This is a genomic window from Alphaproteobacteria bacterium (assembly GCA_016124955.1).
Lineage (GTDB): Bacteria > Pseudomonadota > Alphaproteobacteria > UBA9219 > RFNS01 > RI-461.
The window spans coordinates 177678-196584 of the sequence record WGMR01000007.1; the positions used below are offsets into that span (position 1 = coordinate 177678).

Sequence of the window (18907 nt, forward strand, 5' to 3'; positions counted from 1 at the left end):
GGCATGGAAAATACGGGCCATCGTGCGCCGCTGCCGCAGGGCGCGTCCGTAAGGCGCATCGGCGCGGGCGACCGCGGCTTGTTGCGCGGCATTGCCGGGATCGCAAAGCGCTGGGTGCTGCCGGATGATTTCGACAGCCTGCCGCCCGATGAAGCCGCGAAGCTTGCGGCGCGCGGTTTCCTTGTTTCCGGCTACACAGAAGAAAAATATGCCGCATGGGCCGCGATGGAGGGCGGTATATTCGCGGTCGTGGCTGACGACGAGGTTCTTTGCTTCCTTGCCGCATACGGCGCCCATGACGGCATAACGCCGGATGATGCCGGAAGCGACTATATAAGGCAGGCATGCAACCCGCGGGCCGTGATTGTCAAGCAGGTCGGCACGCATCCGGGTCATTGCCGGAAGGGCTATCCGGGTCATTTATACGACTCGCTGATGCGCCGCGCGCAGGCGGATATTTTTCTCGCGATCGTCGAAAAACCCCTGAATGCGGGGTCGGAAGGCTTCCATGCCGCGCAGGGCTATGCGAAAATAGCGACCTTCCTGCATCCCGATGGCAGGCCACGCGGCATATGGAAGAAGCCGTATGACGGAACCGGTACAGCGCCATGACATATCATAAACTGATCGAAGGCTTCCGGCAGTTCCAGACCGATTACTTTACCAACAGCGACCGCTATGCCGCGCTTGTGAACGAAGGGCAGAAGCCGGAAACGCTTGTGATCGGCTGCAGCGATTCGCGCAACGATCCCGCGCTGCTGACCCGCGCGGAGCCGGGCGATATTTTCGTTGTGCGCAATGTCGCCGCGCTCGTGCCGCCCTATGAGCCGGACGGGCATTACCACGGCACCAGCGCCGCGATCGAATTTGCGGTCAAGGGGCTCGGGGTGAAGAACATCATTGTGCTCGGCCATGCCTTGTGCGGCGGGATCGAGACGCTGGCCGCCTGTTCGTGCGGCGCGGAGCCGGGCGCGCTTGACCGCAATGCGGACGGCGAAGCCTATGAATTCCTGACGCCGTGGGTGAAGATCGCGCTTGCCGCCAGAAAAGCGGTGGATGCCGAGATGGAAGGTGTGGCGCCCGCCGTGCGGCAACGCGCGCTGGAACAGGCAGCCGTGCTCGCCTCGCTCAACAACCTGATGGCATTCCCGTGGATCGCGCCGCGCGTGAAGGACGGGCGGCTGAAGCTGCATGGCTGGTATTTCGACATGGTCGGCGGCAAGCTGCTCGGGTTCAACCCGGTGCGGCAGGCGTTCGAGGAACTGGCGCCGGAAAGCGCCCCTTAAATCAACCGGCGCGGCGGTTGTGACGCGCCGCAATATTGCTACGGATATTCCGGCGCAGCCGCCAGCTGAAGGCGGCGGTGCGCCCAATCATCCCGGCCTTGCTGCGCCAGTCCACGTTCCAGTGCGACGCGCCATGTAAACGCGCCCCGAAATGCACAGGGAAGCGCCGGACATCGTAGCCGCTGCGCCGCGCCGACCAGTAGGCGAAAAGATCGAGCGAGAAATCGTGCGGCGCTTCACCCCACCCATTGAACAGCGCGCGGGGGAACATGGTTGGCTGGGCGTTGATATCGCGGAAGCGGTAGCCGAGCAGCAGCGTTTCAAATGCGGCCATGCCGAGTGTAAACACAATATCGCCAGCAGGGCGGCCGTAGCGCAGGCCCTTCACAAAAATTTTTCCGCCGCCATCGAACAACGCCAGCCCGCGCACGGCATCGGCAGGGTCGGTTTGCAGATCGGCGTGGGTCCAGCCGAGAACGGTGCCGTGCGCAGCGCGCAGGCCCGCAAGAATACCGAAGCCGTAACCTTGATTGACCGGCACGCGCACGGCCCGCAACCGCGTCTGCCCCGCCGTCGCTTCGGCCAGCAATTGCGGGCTTGCGTCGCTTGAACCGTTATCGACGAGGATGATTTCCATATCGCCCCCGGCCAGCGCGGCGCGGCAACGTTCAAGCAGCGCCGGAAGGTTGGCGGCTTCGTTGTAGCAGGGAATGACAAGCGAAAGGCGCGGGGCGATCATAGGGCGCTTTTAGCACGGAAAACCGCGAATTTCATGCCCAAAATAAGGATGGGACACGGCGCAAGGCGATCAACGCCGCCGCAACACGACCGAGCGCCCGCAGCCGAAGATGCCGGGCACGATCGCGATCAGCGCATGATCAAGCGCATCAACGCAGCGCAGCGCCCAGCGCGGCAGGTTGATCGTGCGCGTCTGCACGACAACGCCACCCGAAAGCGGAAAGATAAAACATTCGTTCACCTCGTTCTTTACGACGCTGAATTGTGGGACCTGCGCTTCAAACCGCGCCGCATCGCGGAACAGCATTTCCGGGATCGCGCAATTGGCCGACCATGGATCGTCAGCGCGGTTCGCGGGCGTATTTTCATCGAATGCATCATGTTCATAAGACCACCCTTCGTGCCGCGTTACGTACAGCATAAGGCGCAGCAGGAACGAGGTGTTGATTTCCTGTATCAGGATATAACCGCCCGGCTTGATCGCGGATGCGAGACGGCGGAAAAACGCGATCGGATAGGCAAGATGGTGAATCATATGGCTGCAGATCACGGCATCGAGGCTTTCCGGCGGGTAGGGCGGGTTCAGCGCATCCACCACTTCGTCGATCCACGGGCGCGGTTCGGCGTCTGTGAGGATCAGAGTGCCATTGCGGATATATTCGCGTGCGAGCCCAGCGCCCGCGCCAAGTTCGACCACCTTGCCGCCCGGTTTGATGTAGTTGTTCATCCAGTCATAGCGCTTGAATAAAAGGTAATCGAGATTCCGGGGGCGGCGCGAAAGGAACAGTTCGCGCGAACGCGCAATGTTGCCTTTGTGAATGAAACGGCTTTCTTCGTGCGAGGGAAGAAAGGCTCGCGGCAAAAGGCCTTGCATGGCGGGATCGGCCCTTTCCGTTCGTGTTATGCGCTGCGCATATCTTGCGTATCGGCGCGGCTTCTGTCCGGGTCGCCGGCCAGGGAATAAGGGTGCATATTCCAGCGATCAAGGCAATTCTGCCAATATTCATAGCTGCGAAGTTCGTTCGGCGTACCCCATCCGAGATAATGATCGATTGCGAACAACCTGCAATCGAGCCCGAGCGCGCAGGCATCGTTGATGGCGGTATCGATATAGAATTCGCCGTTCACGCGGGCGTTGCGTCCTTGCATGCGCGCGACCGCGCGGCGGAAATCGCCCGCACGACGGAAAGTGAAGGTGCCTGTGACAACCGGGTCGTGTGCCGGGTCTGCCAACGGGACCTTGACGGAAACGTTGCGTATTCTGCCCGCTCCGTCGGCATCGACCCAGCCATAGGCTTGCGGTTTCTGCGCCGCCTGCGGGTGGCCGCGCACCGCCCAGACGATTGCGTCCACAGCAGGGTCTGCCAGCAGACGCGCCAGCGCTGCCGCATCATAGATCATGCCGTGATCACACGCGCCGAAAGTGACCATGGTTTCGTCATGCATGCCTGCGAGGCCTTCCAGGGCCGTGATCGCCTGGCCTTCCGTCAGGCTTTCAAGCAAAGCTATATCGATGCCCGGAACTTCAAGGCGCAATGATTTTTGCAACCGGTCAAGACCGGGCAGATCGCGCCGCAAAACCGCGCGCACACGCTCGGCGCGCGGCAAATCACCCAGCGCTTGTACCGCCATCGGTCGCCCGGTTACGGGTATTAGCGGTTTCGGCGCGTCATAGCCTTCGTCCGCGAACCGCCGGCCCCGCCCCGCCATCGGCACAACCACGCTGCCCGCGATCTGCGCGCGGGATGGCTCCTGCATCTGGCTTCGTAAAAGCGATGACCAGCGGGTGAAATCGGTCAGGTCTTCGGGCGTGCCCCATTGCATGAAATGATCCATCGCGGCCACGCGGATATCGGCCCCGCGTTCCAGCAACGGACGATAAGCGAGACTTACGTAATGTTCACCGTTAATCTGCAGATCGTCCCGTTCTTCCAGCGCGCGCATGACTTCCAGCATTAGCGCGCCGGTGCGGAAGTAATAGCCGCCGGAAAGCGCATATTCGCTCATCGGGTTGTCGGTATAGGGCTGTTTCTCCTGAATGGCGGCGACGCGCGTCCCGTCCATTTGCACATAACCGTAATGGTGGTTGCGCAGCATGTGCGGATGAAAGCCGGTATAGGCCATCAGCGCGCCATCGCACGCGGTCGTTTCCGTCATGGCGCGGAAGGCGGCATAATCCCACAAGCCCGCATAGTCGCAGTAACTGACGATCACGGGCTCGTCCGGCTTTACATGGTCGGCGGCGGCCAGCACGGCATGCACGGGGCCGCGCCCGTGCGGCTCGATCGCCGCGACCGTGCCCGCGGGCCGCAGCGCTGCGAGCATGCCGGCCATATTCCATGCGGGTTCAGCCAGATGATCGCGGTTGCAGATAAAAAGGACATCTTGTTCGCCGGGAAACAGATCGACGACATGGGCGATGATGGGTTTGCCCTCAACCTCGATCAGCGGTTTGGGAACCTTGTAGCCCGCGCGGCGAAAACGTTCGCCGGAGCCTGACATGGGGATAATAATTTGCATCCATGCGCCCGTGATATAGTATTTCATGGCACTATAGCCGGAACGACCGGCGCAAAAAACACCTAATTCCCGGCGATTTCCATGCCCCAGACCGGCCCCATCCTTATTGCGCACCGCCGCAACCGCCTGGCCGACCTTGCCGCCGTGGCGCGCGGCAACTGGGTCGAGGTTGATATCGAATTGCATGAAGGCGAAGCATATCTGGCGCACGACCCGTTGCCCGCACCGCCGGGTGCAATGGATCCGCCGCCCGCCCGGCTAAAGGATTATATGCGTGCCGCGCAGGAAGCCGGGATCGCCGGTTTTGTGTTCGATTGCAAACGAGAAGGCGCGGCCGCTTTCGTTATGCCGCATTTACGCAGCGCGGGGATAAAAAATTATTTCTTTCTGAACGAGACGGAAGTGAGCGCCGATATCGTGCGTACACAAAATGATGCGCATGTCACCGCTTTGCGGCTGTGGCAGTATCGCGGTGCGGACGAACTGGCTCGCTATATCGAAGACACGTCCGCGCCGCTTTGGGTTTGGGTCGATTGCTGGGCGCGCGGGCTTACGGAAAATATTGCGCGGGCGCATTTGCCGTTTACGCCGGCGCAAGCGGCGAAGCTGCGCGGCGCGGGTGCGCGGCTGTGCATATGCTCGCCGGAACTGTATGCGCACAGGTATGGCCAAAGTTACGTGCCCGGCGCGCTCGCGGCGATTTATCGCGGTGTGCTGAAGTATCGCGCGCGGCTGGAAAAAGAAAACATTGCGTTCGATGCGGTGTGCAGCAAGTTTCCGGGGCTTTGGTCGGGCGCGCTCGGTGCGCTGGCCGGCGCCAACGAGGCGGATCTTTTGCGTGCAGGCTGAGCGTCAGCGCGCCAGCGCCTGCCGGTGTTTTTCCGCATCCCAATCCAGCAGCCTGTCTTCGTCCGCCGCGCTAAGATAATGAAGCGAAGCGTCGGCGGGAACGCGAAGCAGCACCTGCGCGAGGCATTCGGCCATCGCTTCCCCGGCCCTTGAAAGCGCGGACGAAAGCAGCGCGCCCTTGCCGCGCACCAGCAAAAGCGGCGCGGCGGACGGGTCGGCGTCTGGAAAGTCTTCGGCATCGATAACTTTCACGCCGCGGCCAAGGAACACGGCATGGTCCGGGTACAGCGTGCCGCCGCAAGCGAAGCCGCAAGCGTCGGCATCGTTTGCAAGGCCGTGCACAACGGGGTTCTCCGGAACGCGCCACGCGCCCTGTCGCGCCATGCGTTGAAGATAGACGTGATCGGGCGCGGGCGATACGCGCGCAGGCGCGGCCAGCCGTGCGACGGATTCGGCAAGAAGTTTTTCGGTTTCCTCGACACTTTCGCCCGCGACGATCAACCCGTGATTACCGAGCACAATGACATTCGGCGGCGTTTCACCCGCGATTACGCGGATCGCACGGGTCAGCGGCCAGCCCGGATGCGCGTAGGGGATGAAGGCGTGGCGTATATCGGCCAGCCGCCCGGCGCATTGGGTGCCGCCATCCTGCCGCACGGCCAGCGCAATCGCGCCTACAGCGTGGACATGCACAACAACGCGTTGCGGCAGCGCCGCATGCATGGATGTTTCGATCGACGGGCGCAGGCCGTTTGCGGCCCCAACCGTTTCGGCAACAGGTTCGCGCCCGCCCGCAATATCAGCGCGCAGCGCCGTGTAATCCACGGGAACAAAAATATCGCCTCGCGCAGCGTCAGCAAGCCATGTGCCGGAAGCCTTGATCCACATGGCGGCGCCATGCTTGACCGACATATTGCCCCCGCCGCCCTGTACCAGAAGCGGGTCAGCGCCTATGCGCGCCGAGCTTTGCACGAAGCCGGAAAAATCGGATGGCCGGGATGGATGCTCTGTCATGATTTACACGGGTGCTTGCGTTTATGGGTGTAAACTACAAGGCTGGGGCAAAACAGGGAACCGCATATATTTTTCTCGCAGACCGGCGGCATGAAGGCTTTTCCACTGCGTCCGCGCGTGGCATGATCCGCCATGATGCTGGATTTTGAGCAAAAACTGCGCGGACGCAAGGTCTTGGTAACCGGCCATACCGGTTTTACCGGGGGCTGGGCCTGTGTGTGGCTGCGGGCGCTTGGTGCCGAGGTTTCGGGCTATGCGCTTGCGCCGGAAACTGAGCCGGCTTTGTATAATCTGCTCGGGATCGAGAGCGATATGCAATCCTGTATCGGTGATATCCGCGATACGGAGAAACTGAACGCCTTTGTGCGCAGTATCGGGCCCGATGCGGTTTTGCATCTGGCGGCGCAGCCCCTGGTTCGCCGTTCCTACCGTGCGCCGCTTGAAACCTTCGCCGTAAACGCGCTCGGTACCGCGCATGTGCTGGAAGCGGCGCGGATGGCGGGTACGTGCCGCGCCGTTGTGTGTGTCACGACCGATAAGGTTTACCAAAACAACGAAGACGGCCATGCGCATCGCGAAACCGATCCACTTGGCGGGTGCGATCCCTATAGCGCATCGAAGGCGGCGGCCGAGATTATCATTGACGGGTACAGAAATTCGTTCGGCAAAGCCGGAAACATGGCGATCGCTTCGGCGCGCGGCGGCAATATTATCGGCGGCGGCGATTGGTCGGAAGACCGCCTTGTGCCCGATTATGTGCGCGCGCAGCAGGCAAAGAAGAAGCTGGTTTTGCGCTATCCCGGCGCCGTGCGGCCGTGGCAGCATGTGCTTGGGCTCGTATATGGGTATCTGCTTCTTCTTGCGGGCCTTCCGGAAGCGCCGCAGCAGTATGCATGCGCATGGAATTTCGGCCCGCTTGACGATGCGCGCCTGACGGTGCGCGATGTGTTGGCGGTTCTTGCCGAAGAATGGACGCCGGCTGCGCTTGATTTCATGCAGGAACCCTTGCACGAAGCAGGCCTGCTGGCGCTGGACAGCACGCGGGCACGCGATCTGCTTGGCTGGGTTCCGCCGTGGGATACAAGGCGCGCGATAGCGGAAACGGCAGCATGGTATCGCGGCTATTATGAACGGCCCGCGCACGCGCGCGATTTGACGGAAACGCAGCTGCGGCAATGGCGCGAAGCGCTTGCGGCCATACAGGGAAAGGACCGGGCATGCGCGTCCTGATGACGGGTGGAAGCGGTTTTCTGGGCGCGCGGCTCGGCGGCTATATGATCGGTCGCTGTATCGAGCGCGTCATCAATATTGGCCGCAGCCCTTCGCTTCACAGCCTTGTGCACAGCATCACGGTGCCCGACCTTGTGCCCGCCGTTATCGATGATGTGCTGGGCGACGAAAAGTTCGATGTTGTTTTGCACCTTGCCGCCGCAGGCGTTGACCCCGACGACCGCGACGTGAAGGTGCTGACGCGCATCAACCGCGATTTGCCCGGCTGGCTGGTTGCCTTCGCCGCCGCGCGCGGCGCGAAGGCCGTTTTGCTCACCGGCAGCAGCGCCGAATACAGGCCCGCTCCGCCGGGCACGCTGTTGACGGAAGACATGCCGCTTGAAGCCGAAAAGACCTACGGTGCCAGCAAGGCGGCAGGCGGCCAGCTCGCGCTCGAACAGGGCGTCGCGCTCGGGCTGCCCGTAGCCGTGATCCGCATCTTCAATATCTATGGACCGGGCGAGGCCAAGCACCGGCTGTTGCCGTCCTTGATCCGCAGCCTGAAGGATGGAAAGCCCGCGCTCCTTTCACCCGGCACGCAGGTGAGGGATTTTGTGTATGCCGACGATGTCTGTAACGGCCTGTGGATGGCGCTGGCGGCGCTGATGGAAGGGCGCATGGCCAGCGGCGCCTATAATCTTTGTACCGGCCACGGCACCAGCGTGGCGGATTTTGCGCGCGCGGTCGCGCAAAGACTGAAATTGCCGGAAGACCTTTTGCAGTTCGACCGCCTGCCCTTGCGGCCCGACGATTTGCCTTATGTGGTGGGCGACCCTTCGCGCCTGCAGGCCGCCTGCGGCTGGCGGCCGGTTTATGACGTGCAGGCGGGCATCAGCGCGGCAATGATCGAACAGCTAAGCCCGGCGCGGTCGCTTTCCGGCAGGCGCAGCTAGACCGTTTGCCGTCGGCCAAAAAAGCGTGCTAAACCTGCGAGCCGGCCCACGGCCCCGGCCCCCCTGTATTCCTGCTGGTAAACCAGATGCAGAAACAATTGTTACGCAAACGCAACTTTTCAAAACCGCCGCTTATTTCGGTGTGTATTCCTGTGCTGAACGAAGTGGATAACATCGGCCCGCTTTATAGCCGTTTACAGGCGCTGGCGGACAAGATGGCGGACCGCTGTTCGCTTGAATTTATTTTTACCGATAACCGTTCCAGCGATGGCACATGGGAACGGCTTGCCGAGCTTGCCAGGCATGATCAGCGTGTGCGCGCGCTTCGTTTTTCAAAAGGCGTCGGCTTTCAACGCTCGATCCTTGCCAACTACATTCACGCGCGCGGCGAAGCGGCACTGCAAATCGATGCCGATCTGCAGGACCCGCCCGAAATGCTGGAGCAGTTCTTCGCCAAGTGGCAAGAAGGCTATGATGTGATTTACGGTGTGCGCCGCGGGCGCCAGGAAGGCTGGTCTTTGAACCAGTTCCGCAAGTTCGGCTACTGGGTGATTGACGCGATCAGCGAGCACCCAATTCCGCGCGACGTCGGGGATTTTCGCCTCGTTGACCGCAAGGTGATCGAAGCGTGCAAAAAGTACCGCTACCCGCAACCATATTTGCGCGGGTTAATCGCCGGATTGGGTTTTTGGCAGACAGGCATTGTCTATGATCGTGCAGCACGTACCGCCGGGCTCAGCAAGTTTCCGATTAAAAAAATGATACATCTTGGGCTTACCGGGGTGTTCAATCATTCGACCGTGCCGTTGCGCCTTGCCACCTATATGGGGCTGTTTTTCGTAGGCGTCAGCATTGTTGGTGTCGGCTATTATTTGTTTCTGAAGATCGTGCACCCCGATTTGCCCCAAGGCCTTGCCAGCCTGCACATTCTGGTGCTGTTCGGCATAGGCTTTCTTTCGTTCCTGCTCGGGCTGCTTGGCGAATACCTGCTGCGCATCTATCTTATTTTGCGGCAGGAGCCGTTGGCGATCGTCGATGAGACGTTGAATTTTCTGCCTGAGGAGGTCAAGCTTTGAAAAAAACCGGCATAAAAGCCGTTATTCTGGCGGGCGGGCGCGGAACGCGGATTGCGGAAGAATCCGATAACCGGCCCAAGCCGATGGTGGAAATCGGCGGCAAGCCGCTGCTTTGGCATGTCATGCAGTCCTACAGCAGGCACGGCGTGAAGGATTTCGTGATCTGTCTCGGTTACAAGGGATACGTGATCAAGGAATTTTTTTTCAATTACTACCGGCATATGTCGGATATCACGGTGAATTTGAAAAACGGCGAACTTGGCGTGCTCAATTCGCATACCGAGGACTGGAACGTCACGCTGATCGACACGGGCGAGGAAACATTGACCGGCGGCCGGCTCAAGCGCGTCGCCGTATATTTGGGGAACGAGGATTTCTGCATGACGTATGGCGACGGCGTCGCCGATGTCGATATTCGCGCCAGCATCGAATTTCACCGCAAGCACGGGAAACTGGCGACCGTTACTTCGGTGCAGCCGCCGGGCCGCTTCGGCGTGATGAAGCTTGGCGATACGAAGCAGGTAACGCGTTTCGAAGAAAAACCGCAGGACGAAATGGGCTGGATTAATGGCGGCTTTTTCGTTCTCTCTCCCGGCGTTATGGATTATATCGAAGACGACCGCACGTCGTGGGAGCGCGAGCCGCTGACGCGGCTGGCAAAGGACGGACAGCTGATGGCCTTTCCGCACCACGGGTTTTGGCAGGCATGCGATACGCTGCGCGACAAGCGCGCGCTCGAAGATTTATGGAAACTGGGCCAGGCGCCCTGGCTGCAATAAACTATGGAAATTATCGAGCCCGGCGCCCGTCCGCCCGAAGCATCAAAGGCCGGAAAGCATCGCAGGCGCGCAGGCGGTTTGATCGGCATCGTTATTTCGGTGGTTTGTCTCTATTTCGTTTTGCGGCAACTGGATATAGCCGCGCTGTGGCGCACTGTGTCGGGCTTCGATCCTGCGCTGCTGCTTGGCGGACTCGCTGCGCTTGTTTTTGGCTATGCGATGCGCATCGTGCGGTGGGCGTTGATGTTGCGTGCGGGCGGTGCCCGGGTTGCGATTTTACGTTGCGCCGCGCCTTTCATGGGGTCGATGGCGCTGAACAATGTTTTGCCGTTGCGGGCGGGCGATGTCGTGCGCGCGCTGGTTTTTCCCGCCGCCATCGGCGCGGGCAAGGTAACGGCCGCTGCCAGCCTTGTGCTTGAACGGCTGCTTGATTTGCTGACATTGCTTGCGGTGCTTGGCGCCGGGTTGCTGCTTAGCCCCGGTCTTGAACTGCCGCAGGCGGCCAAGGAAATTGCGGTTATTCTATCCCTTTGCGGCGTGGTCGCGCTGATCGGCTTCATGCGGTTCGGCAACTTCACCATGCGGCAATTGATGCGGCTGGGCGGCTGGATGCAGCAGCGCAGCATGGGAAGTCTGGCCAGCGGCATCGGTGTGCTTGGCGGTTTTGTGGCCGATCTGCAAAGCATGGTCAGGCGCAACGCGCTGGTGACCGCCGGGTTGCTTTCCGTCTTTGTATGGGCGGGCGAAAGCGGTTTGATTTGGGCGCTTCTGAACGGGTCGGGCATTTCGGCCGCCTATCCCGCCGCGCTTGTGGTGACGGCTATGGTGACGCTTTCCACGCTTGTGCCTTCTTCCCCGGGCTATATCGGCCCGTTCCATCTGGCGGGCTATGCCGCCGCCACCATGCTGGGCGCCACGCCCGAAACGGCGGCCGGTTTTTCCGTTATTGCGCATCTGGGGCTGTGGCTGCCGGTGACCCTTGCGGGAACAGCGGTGATCATGTTCAATCGGCGCTTGTTTGCAGGCGCGGACCAAATGAGCCGGGATATATGAGCGAACAATATGATGTTGCGATCGTGGGCGCGGGGTTCACGGGGCTTGCCGCCGCGTTCGATCTTGCGCGCGCGGGCAAAAAGGTTGTGCTGCTTGAAGCCGATGCCGCGCCGGGCGGGCTTGCCGGCACCTTTACCTTTCGTGATGGCGTGCGGATCGAGAAATTTTACCATCACTGGTTCTTGAACGATGAATATGTGCCGCCGCTGGTGCGCGAACTCGGCCTCGAGGGTGATATTGTGGCGCATGCGTCACGTACCGGCATGTATTACAGCGGGAAAATGTGGCGGCTTTCGACTCCGCTTGATTTGCTGAAATTCACGGCGCTGCCGCTGCTCGATCGCATCAGGCTCGGGCTTCTGGTGCTGCGCGTGCGGGGTTTGAAGGACTGGAAGAAAATCGAACATCTCAGCATCCGCGAATGGCTTGAGCCGCTTTGCGGCAAGAATGCCTTTCGTGTGGTGTGGGAACCGCTGATTTCGGCAAAATTCTCGTGCTTCGCGGAAGATATCAACGCAGTCTGGTTCTGGAAAAAACTTGCCTTGCGCGGCTCCACGCGCGACCGCAGCGGCGGCGAACAGCTCGCTTATTTCAAGGGCGGCTTCGGGCGGTTGGCCGAGGCGCTTGCGGCGGATATCCGCGCGCATGGCGGTGAAATTCGCTATGGATGCGCCGTTACCGGCGTACGCACGGAAGCGGGCCGCGCCGTTGCGCTGCAAACCGGCGCGGGCGGCGATGTGACGGCGCTGGAATATCTTTTCACGCCCGCACTGCCGGTGATCGCCGATATTTTTGCGCAAGGCGCACAGGCGGATTGGCTTGCCGGGTTGCGGCGCGTGCGTTATCTCGGCAACATCTGTCTCGTGCTCGCGCTCGATCGCAGCCTTTCCGATACGTATTGGCTAAACGTCAATGACCCGGGCTTTCCTTTTGTCGGCGTGATCGAACATACGAATTTCGATCCGCCGGAAAATTACGGCGGGCGCAGGGTCGTTTATCTTTCACGTTATCTGGCTTCTTCCGAACCCGTCTGGCAATATGATGACGAATCGTATCTGGATTTTGCCCTGCCGCATCTGCAGCGCATGTTCCCCGCTTTTGAACGCGCCTGGATCAAGGATTACAAGGTTTGGCGCGCAACCTACGCGCAGCCGGTCACCGAGCGCGGCTATTCCGATTATGTGCCGCGCCAGCAAACCCCGTTCGAAAACGCGCATATTGCCACCATGGCGCAGATATATCCCGAGGATCGCGGCACCAACTATGCTATCCGTGAAGGCCGCAAGGCTGCCGCCTCGCTGCTGCAGCAATTGGCGAACAGGGATGAAGCAAGTTTTGCCGCCACCCTGCGGCGGGTGTCGTGAATGAGGAAAGATCGATGAAGAAGATTGCCGGATGGATTTTGCTTGCCGCGCTTGGCGCCGCTTTTCTGGCTGCCTGCATGATGGTGCTTGAAGCTTTCAACTATCACGGAAAAATACTGAACGGTGATCTTGTATATATAGAATCGCTTTACCGGGATTTCTTCGAACGCTCCTACCCGATAAGCGGCTGGCTGGTAAGCCGCGCGCCGTATTTCTTCCCCGACTGGGCGGTATTTTTTGCACTGCGCGAAACCGGCGCGGATTACAGCCAGTCTTTCGCGCTTTATATGCTGTTTATCGTTCTATTTATGACGGGCTTTTTTGCATGCCTGGCGCGGTATCTGTTCGGGCGCCTGCGTTTCGGTGACGGCGTTTTCATCCTGTTTTGGGGGTTGGTGCTAATCACGGCGTCCTGTTTCAATATTTTCCCGGCGCCGAAGGGCGTAACGGTCCCGCTGGAAATGCTGCAACTGCTTGCCCCCACCATCCATGCCGGTGCCGCCGTGTGCGGGCTTATCGTGCTCGGGCTCTGGCTGCGCTCGCTTTCCCGCCCGGCGGGCAAGGGTATGCTGGCCGGGCTTTTCCTGTTTGCCACGCTGGCCAGCATGTCCGACCAGTGGTGGATCATATGGTTCGGCGTGCCCATCGGCCTTGTTGCGCTTTGGTTTATGGCGCGCGGCGAACTGCCGTGGCGGCGTCACCTGCCGTTTCTGGTGGCGATGGGCGCGGGCGTGGTCGCCTCGCAGGGTGTTGTTTTCCTGTTGCAGGAAACCTCGGCGCTTTATTTCTCGAACGTGCCGATCGGCGAAACCGGCAGCCCCGCGCTCCGTCATCTCGGCCACCTTCTGGCCGATCTTGGCCTTATGATTGCCGCCCTGCCGGTTTTCTCGCTCGGTATCTTTCTGCCTGCGGTCGCATTGGGCGCGCTGACATTGATGCGGAAGCGCGAAGACCGGTGGTTTTCACCCTTGCCCGCCGCCCCCATATCGCCCGAACGGCAACTGGCGCTGAAAGCGCTTCACCTTGTCTTTCTTGTTTCGTTGCTGACGACCATGACGGCGATCGTGATCGTGAAATTGTGGACGTATCCGAACTTCCGCTATCTTAGCAGCTATGTATTCGGCGCGTGGATAATTGCGGGGTTGTTCTATTTCAGGCATCTGCGCGCCACCGAAGGGTGGAAAAGCGTGCTGGCGTATGCGCTGCCGGTTGCGGCGCTAGTTGCGGCCTTGCCGGTCCTGATGTTTGTCCGCCCGGACATATTCGATCAACTGCGAAGGGAAGACGGCACGTTTGGCTTGCCCCGTACATCTTACGGGCCGCACATGCTTTGCGTTGACGAACTTGCCCGCCGCGAAGGGCTGCGATATGGGCTCAGTGAGTACGCTGAGGCCAAGCCGGTTACCGAGTTTTCAAGAGCCGGTGTGCAGGTTCATCAGGTCACGTACGAATTCGATATCCTGCACTGGATGAACAATTATCATTGGTATCAGGATGTTCTGGACCCGAAGAGCGGGCAGCCCGGTTATGATTTCATTTTGTCGTACCCCGCAGGATCGGCGTACCAGCGCGTGCCATTCTATTTCGGCGAGCCTGACGAGCGGGTCCAGTGCGGCTCGTGGCAGATTATGATCTTTCGCGGCGCGAAGCGCGAACGGCTGAACGATTTCATGCGCGTCAAGCTGGTGAAGTTCCTTGAAAGCGTGGGCGACGAGAAAGCCGCCGCGCTGCGCCCGGACATGGCGCGGGAAGCCGTGTGGCAATTTATGCCGCTTGAGGCGAACGAAATAGAAGCGCTGCCGGCAGACGGGGCAAAGCAGGAAGCCGGCGCGCGTGCCGTGCGCTGGCGCCTGCCTGAACCTGCGACCGGGGCTACTTTCGAAATTCGGCAGGATGGCGCAAAGACGTTGCGCGGCCGCAAGTTCCGGCTGGCTTTCCGCGCGCGCGCGCCGGAAGGCGAGGTAACGGCCGATCTGCAGGTGGCCTATGTGCCGGAAGAAAGCAGCGGGCAGCGCATGACCATGATTGCGCCCGAACGCACGGATTCTTATACGCTTACCCCGGAATGGCAGACGATCGTGCGCGATTTCGCGGTGCCTTATGAAGCCGGAGCGGGCGGCGGCGGGGATTATTTGTTGGTGCGGCCCATTGTGATTTCGGCCCCCGGCGGCAAGACGATCGATATCGCCGACGTTACGCTGCGCGTCATCGACATATTGCCGATGCCGCTCGCGCTTATACGGCCGGTCGAGAACTAGGGCATATATTTCCGCCGGATCAGATGGTCGATCGATACCCGGCCCGGGCCTATGCACAGCAGGGCGGCGAGCAGCAACGCCCAGTACAGATGGTCCGTGTGGCTGATGTAGGTGAACTGGATGACGGCCGTCATGGCCAATAGCGGCAGCGCGGCCAGCCGCGTTCCGAGCCCGAGCGTGAGCAAAACCGGGCAGGCGAGCTCGAACAGCGTACCCGCTGCGGCGGCGATGGCGGGCGGCAGAAACGGTACCGCATATTCATGGGTAAAAAGGAACAGGGTGTTGTCCCAGCTTTCAAGCTTGGTAAGGCCGGAAAGGAAAAAGACCCGTGCCATCCACAGCCGCACGGCCAGAAGAACGATGTTTGCCAGCCATTCAAGGACAGGTAATATGCGTGCCGCAAGCTTGACGGCGATCTGCTGGAGGGGTTTGGGCATGGCAGCACCATTTGCGGTTCGAGGGGCGGCGGAACGTATATCCGGTTTCTTCGCGCCGTATGGCCGGGCGGTTACAACATGACGCCTGAAGCGGCAACGCCGGAAGCCCTGATGTGCGCCGCGCAGGCAGGCGACAAACAGGCCTATACAAAGCTTTTGCGGTCACTTACCGGCCCGCTGCAGGGATATATTGCCCGTAAAACGCCCGCCAAGGACCGCGAGGAGGTGCTGCAAAACGTGCTGCTTTCGCTGCACCGGGCGCGGCACACCTATGACCCGGCCAAGCCGTTGATGCCGTGGGTTATGGCAATCGCGCGCTATCGCCTCAATGACTATTGGCGCCACCATTATGGCCGCCATATGGGCGAAACCGACGATATAGAAGATTTTAAGGCCGCTTTGGCGACCGATGTAACCGAAGGCATGGAAAACAGCGAAGATATAAGAAGGGTCATGGCGGGCCTGCCGGAAAAGCAGCGGAAAATACTGCAGCTTATGTATGGCGAGGATAAGAGCGTGACCGAGGTTGCGGGCGAAATGGGCATGAGCGTTTCCGCCGTTAAGGTGGCGGCGCACCGCAGCTACAAGGTTTTCAGAAAGTCGATGAAGGCATGAAGGCATGAAGTTATGACAAGCAGGATCGATCAAACGATTGAAAGCATTGTGGCCGGTGCGGCGCCGGTGCGCCTGGCGCGGCCGTGGCTGCTTTTGCTCGGCTGGCTTGCTGCCACCTTTGCCGGAACCTGCGCGATAGTGTTGTTCCTTGCGCCGCGGCATGATCTTGCTTTGCAGCTTGCCTCCCCGCTGTTCCTTGCCGAAGCGGCAACGCTGGCCGCGCTTGTGATTACATCCGGCGCTGCCGGGGTGTGGCTTGGGTTCCCGGATATGCGGCAGCAACGCGCCATTCCGTTCGCGCCCGTTCCGTTCCTGCTGCTGTATGTCGGGCTTCTGGGGTACCGGCTTATGCATCCCGAATTGAACGGTGCGCCCGCACCCGAAGAGCACGGCATAAATTGCGCGCTGTGCATCGCGATTTTTGCCGTCATTCCCGGGCTTTGGATGTTTCGCTTGTTGCGGCGCAATGCGCCGGCGCACCCTCGCCTTGCGGGTGCGATCGCATTGCTGGCTGCATCCTCGACCGGGCACCTTGTGCTGAAATTTGCGGAATCGGACGATTCGGTGCTGCATTTTGCCGAATCCCACTTGCTGCCCATGCTGGCGCTTGCCATTCTGGGCGCGTTTCTCGGGCGTAAATATCTTTCCTGGTGATGTAACCGGGCCGGTATGGGCGGCGAATGAAACCGTGCAGGCACCCCGCCTGCCGTTAATAACTTTCCACAGGAGAGAGAACCATGAACAAGACGATGCTTTGTGCCGCCCTTGCGGGCGTGCTTGCTGCAGGTGCTGCCGGCGCCGCTTTCGCCGAGGACCACGATATGAAGATGGAAGCCAAGGAAAAATGTTATGGCGTCGCCAAGGCCGGCAAGAATGATTGCAAATCGGCCAACGGTTCGCACGCCTGCGCCGGTCACGCCACGACGGATAACGATCCGTATGAATGGAAGCTGGTTGACACCGGCGCCTGCGAAGGCATGGGCGGCACGCTTGCGCCCCCGGCTGAATAAGCGTTGGGACGAAAAAAGAACGGGGCGCGGACCGGCTTTCACAAAAAAGCGCGGTCCGCGCCTTTCTTTTTCAGGCGACAGACATGAGCGGCGGCGCATATCCATTTCTCGGTTTCGGTGCGGGGCTGCGCGCCCCGCATTACGAGGATGTTATTGCACGGCGGCCCGCGCTCGATTGGTTTGAGATTATTTCCGAAAACTTTCTTGATGCGCATGAAGGCTATTGGCAGATGCTGGCCGATCTGCGCGCCGATTACCCTTTCGTCATGCACGGCGTTTCGCTTTCGATCGGCGGGCCCGACCCGCTGGATGAGGCGTATCTGGCCAAGCTCAAAGACCTTGCCGCTTTCCTGAGCCCGGCCTGGGTTTCCGACCATCTGTGTTTTACCGGGCTTGGCGGCCACAATACGCATGATTTGCTGCCGCTGCCCTATACCGAAAAGGCGCTTTCCCATATTGCCGCGCGCGTGCATAAGGCCCAGGAATCTCTTGGCCGCCCGCTGGTGCTTGAGAACCCTTCGAGTTATTTCGAATATGCGGCGTCCGACATCCCGGAATGGGAATTTTTGCGCGCGCTGGCGCAGCGGACCGGCTGCGGGCTTTTGCTTGACGTGAACAATGTTTATGTCAGCGCCTTTAATCACGGCTACGACGCGCGCGCCTATATCGACGCGATGCCCGCGGGGCAGATCGCGCAAATGCATCTGGCGGGGCACCTGAACAAGGGCACGCATATCATCGATACGCATGACGCGCATGTGATCGACGCGGTGTGGGATCTGTATGCCTATGCCGTGCAGCAAAAGGGGCTTGTGAGCAGCATGGTGGAATGGGACGAACAGATCCCGCCGCTTGCTGTGTTGCTGGAAGAGGTGGGCAAGGCGCGCCGCCATGCACAAGCCGCGCAAACGGCAAAAGAGGCGGGGCATGCAATACCGCAATGCGCTTGAACGCGTACAGCGCGCCGTAATCACCGGCAAGACTGCGCCGGCGCAGCCGTTGTTGCGCCCGCATGAGCGTATGAGCGCGCGCGAACAGCTGGATATTTATGTGCAAGGCTATCGCCATCGTCTGATAAGCGCGGTACGCGCGGATTACCCCGCGCTCGGGCGCTATCTCGGCGATGCGACGATGGAGCGGTTGGCGCGCGGCTATGCGGCGCAAACGCCTTCGCAAAGCTATAATCTCGATTTCTATCCCTTTGCCTTCCGCCGTTTTGTGCGCGAAACCCATGCCGATCCGGCCGCGCACGCGCTTGCCGCGCTTGAAGGCGTGATGGCCGAGGTGTTTATGGGCCCGCGCAGCGAAGCGCTGAGCGTTGGCGCGCTGGCCGGCGTTACGGGCGAGACGCTGGAGCGCATGCATCTGGCGCTGCGCCCGGCGAGCGAGCTTTTGTGTCTTGCGCACGATGCGCCCGCTTATCTTGATGCCTTTAAACGCGGGGATCCCGCGACAATTGCAGCCGCGCCTACATACCTTTATCTGTACCGGCACCAGAACGAGGTACGGCGCGCCCGGCTGGCGCCCTGGGAATATGGGTTTCTTTCCGTGCTGGGCGGGGAAGGGGCCCCGCTGGGCGCGGCCGCCGAACATGCGGGCGGCGCACAGCTTTTACAGTGTTTGCCGCGCTGGATCGCCGAAGGTTTCTTCCGCGCGGCGCCGCCCGACCGCGGGCTTTAAAATAAAAGGGTTGCAATAAGGCGCGGCGGCGGGTTGAATCGTTTTTTCCCTGTTATTGCCAGCCGG

The 18907-nt window shown here is 60.6% G+C and carries 20 protein-coding genes; 15 read left to right on the forward strand and 5 right to left on the reverse strand.

From position 1 onward, the window contains the following. Positions 1–3 precede the first annotated feature (3 nt). Together GC131_06740 and GC131_06745 are read left to right on the forward strand one after the other, a co-directional pair. Positions 4–612 (forward strand): hypothetical protein, encoded by a 609-nt coding sequence (locus GC131_06740; GenBank protein MBI1273762.1) that lies wholly within the window; start codon positions 4–6, stop codon positions 610–612. Continuing rightward, a complete protein-coding gene (locus tag GC131_06745) occupies positions 609–1286 on the forward strand; it encodes a carbonic anhydrase (protein ID MBI1273763.1) in 678 nt (225 codons plus the stop codon). Before GC131_06740 ends, GC131_06745 begins: the two co-directional genes overlap by 4 nt. A gap of 1 nt (position 1287) precedes the next feature. On the opposite strand, the gene GC131_06750 is transcribed toward GC131_06745, so the two are convergent. The 3 genes from GC131_06750 to GC131_06760 form a co-directional block, all read right to left on the reverse strand. Continuing rightward, complete coding sequence (locus GC131_06750) at positions 1288–2025, reverse strand: glycosyltransferase (protein MBI1273764.1); 738 nt, start codon at positions 2023–2025, stop codon at positions 1288–1290. Between the two features lie 69 nt (positions 2026–2094). Beyond that, positions 2095–2898, reverse strand: coding sequence for a methyltransferase domain-containing protein (locus GC131_06755; protein MBI1273765.1), 804 nt, complete (start codon positions 2896–2898; stop codon positions 2095–2097). Between the two features lie 26 nt (positions 2899–2924). Further along, positions 2925–4544 carry an NTP transferase domain-containing protein gene (locus GC131_06760; protein MBI1273766.1) on the reverse strand — a complete coding sequence of 540 codons (1620 nt, stop codon included), beginning with the start codon at positions 4542–4544 and terminating at the stop codon, positions 2925–2927. An 81-nt stretch (positions 4545–4625) separates the two neighbouring features. On the opposite strand from GC131_06760, the gene GC131_06765 reads away from it, so the two are divergent. Then, the gene (locus GC131_06765; protein MBI1273767.1) at positions 4626–5393 is read left to right on the forward strand and encodes a hypothetical protein; all 768 of its coding nucleotides are present in this window, start codon (positions 4626–4628) and stop codon (positions 5391–5393) included. 3 nt (positions 5394–5396) lie between these two features. On the opposite strand, the gene GC131_06770 is transcribed toward GC131_06765, so the two are convergent. Continuing rightward, positions 5397–6407: a class II aldolase gene (locus GC131_06770; GenBank protein ID MBI1273768.1), complete on the reverse strand. Its 1011-nt coding sequence runs from the start codon at positions 6405–6407 to the stop codon at positions 5397–5399. A 135-nt stretch (positions 6408–6542) separates the two neighbouring features. Here GC131_06770 and rfbG point away from each other — a divergent pair, with 135 nt between their 5' ends. The 7 genes from rfbG to GC131_06805 all read left to right on the forward strand — a co-directional run bounded on the left by rfbG (position 6543) and on the right by GC131_06805 (position 15099). Next, positions 6543–7637: a CDP-glucose 4,6-dehydratase gene (gene rfbG, locus GC131_06775; protein MBI1273769.1), complete on the forward strand. Its 1095-nt coding sequence runs from the start codon at positions 6543–6545 to the stop codon at positions 7635–7637. Next, positions 7583–8569 (forward strand): NAD-dependent epimerase/dehydratase family protein, encoded by a 987-nt coding sequence (locus tag GC131_06780; GenBank protein MBI1273770.1) that lies wholly within the window; start codon positions 7583–7585, stop codon positions 8567–8569. Before rfbG ends, GC131_06780 begins: the two co-directional genes overlap by 55 nt. Positions 8570–8655: 86 nt before the next feature. After that, a complete protein-coding gene (locus tag GC131_06785; GenBank protein MBI1273771.1) occupies positions 8656–9645 on the forward strand; it encodes a glycosyltransferase in 990 nt (329 codons plus the stop codon). A gap of 11 nt (positions 9646–9656) precedes the next feature. Continuing rightward, positions 9657–10424, forward strand: coding sequence for a glucose-1-phosphate cytidylyltransferase (gene rfbF / locus GC131_06790; GenBank protein MBI1273772.1), 768 nt, complete (start codon positions 9657–9659; stop codon positions 10422–10424). 3 nt (positions 10425–10427) lie between these two features. Then, positions 10428–11477, forward strand: a complete 1050-nt coding sequence (locus GC131_06795; GenBank protein MBI1273773.1) for a flippase-like domain-containing protein — start codon at positions 10428–10430, stop codon at positions 11475–11477. Continuing rightward, entirely contained in the window at positions 11474–12841 is a 1368-nt protein-coding gene (locus tag GC131_06800) for an FAD-dependent oxidoreductase (GenBank protein ID MBI1273774.1), read from the forward strand. The genes GC131_06795 and GC131_06800 overlap by 4 nt, the downstream gene beginning before the upstream one ends. Before the next feature lie 14 nt (positions 12842–12855). After that, entirely contained in the window at positions 12856–15099 is a 2244-nt protein-coding gene (locus GC131_06805) for a hypothetical protein (protein ID MBI1273775.1), read from the forward strand. On the opposite strand, the gene GC131_06810 is transcribed toward GC131_06805, so the two are convergent. Next, the gene (locus GC131_06810; protein ID MBI1273776.1) at positions 15096–15536 is read right to left on the reverse strand and encodes a DoxX family membrane protein; all 441 of its coding nucleotides are present in this window, start codon (positions 15534–15536) and stop codon (positions 15096–15098) included. The genes GC131_06805 and GC131_06810 overlap by 4 nt on opposite strands. A gap of 78 nt (positions 15537–15614) precedes the next feature. On the opposite strand from GC131_06810, the gene GC131_06815 reads away from it, so the two are divergent. The 5 genes from GC131_06815 to GC131_06835 all read left to right on the forward strand — a co-directional run bounded on the left by GC131_06815 (position 15615) and on the right by GC131_06835 (position 18841). Next, positions 15615–16151 (forward strand): sigma-70 family RNA polymerase sigma factor, encoded by a 537-nt coding sequence (locus tag GC131_06815; protein MBI1273777.1) that lies wholly within the window; start codon positions 15615–15617, stop codon positions 16149–16151. Between the two features lie 12 nt (positions 16152–16163). Then, positions 16164–16805: a DUF1109 family protein gene (locus GC131_06820; protein ID MBI1273778.1), complete on the forward strand. Its 642-nt coding sequence runs from the start codon at positions 16164–16166 to the stop codon at positions 16803–16805. An 83-nt stretch (positions 16806–16888) separates the two neighbouring features. Further along, a complete protein-coding gene (locus GC131_06825; GenBank protein ID MBI1273779.1) occupies positions 16889–17161 on the forward strand; it encodes a DUF2282 domain-containing protein in 273 nt (90 codons plus the stop codon). 83 nt (positions 17162–17244) lie between these two features. Then, on the forward strand, positions 17245–18111 hold the full coding sequence (locus GC131_06830; protein ID MBI1273780.1) for a DUF692 family protein: 867 nt from the start codon (positions 17245–17247) through the stop codon (positions 18109–18111). Further along, positions 18053–18841, forward strand: coding sequence for a hypothetical protein (locus GC131_06835; protein MBI1273781.1), 789 nt, complete (start codon positions 18053–18055; stop codon positions 18839–18841). The genes GC131_06830 and GC131_06835 overlap by 59 nt, the downstream gene beginning before the upstream one ends. Positions 18842–18907: the final 66 nt, after the last annotated feature.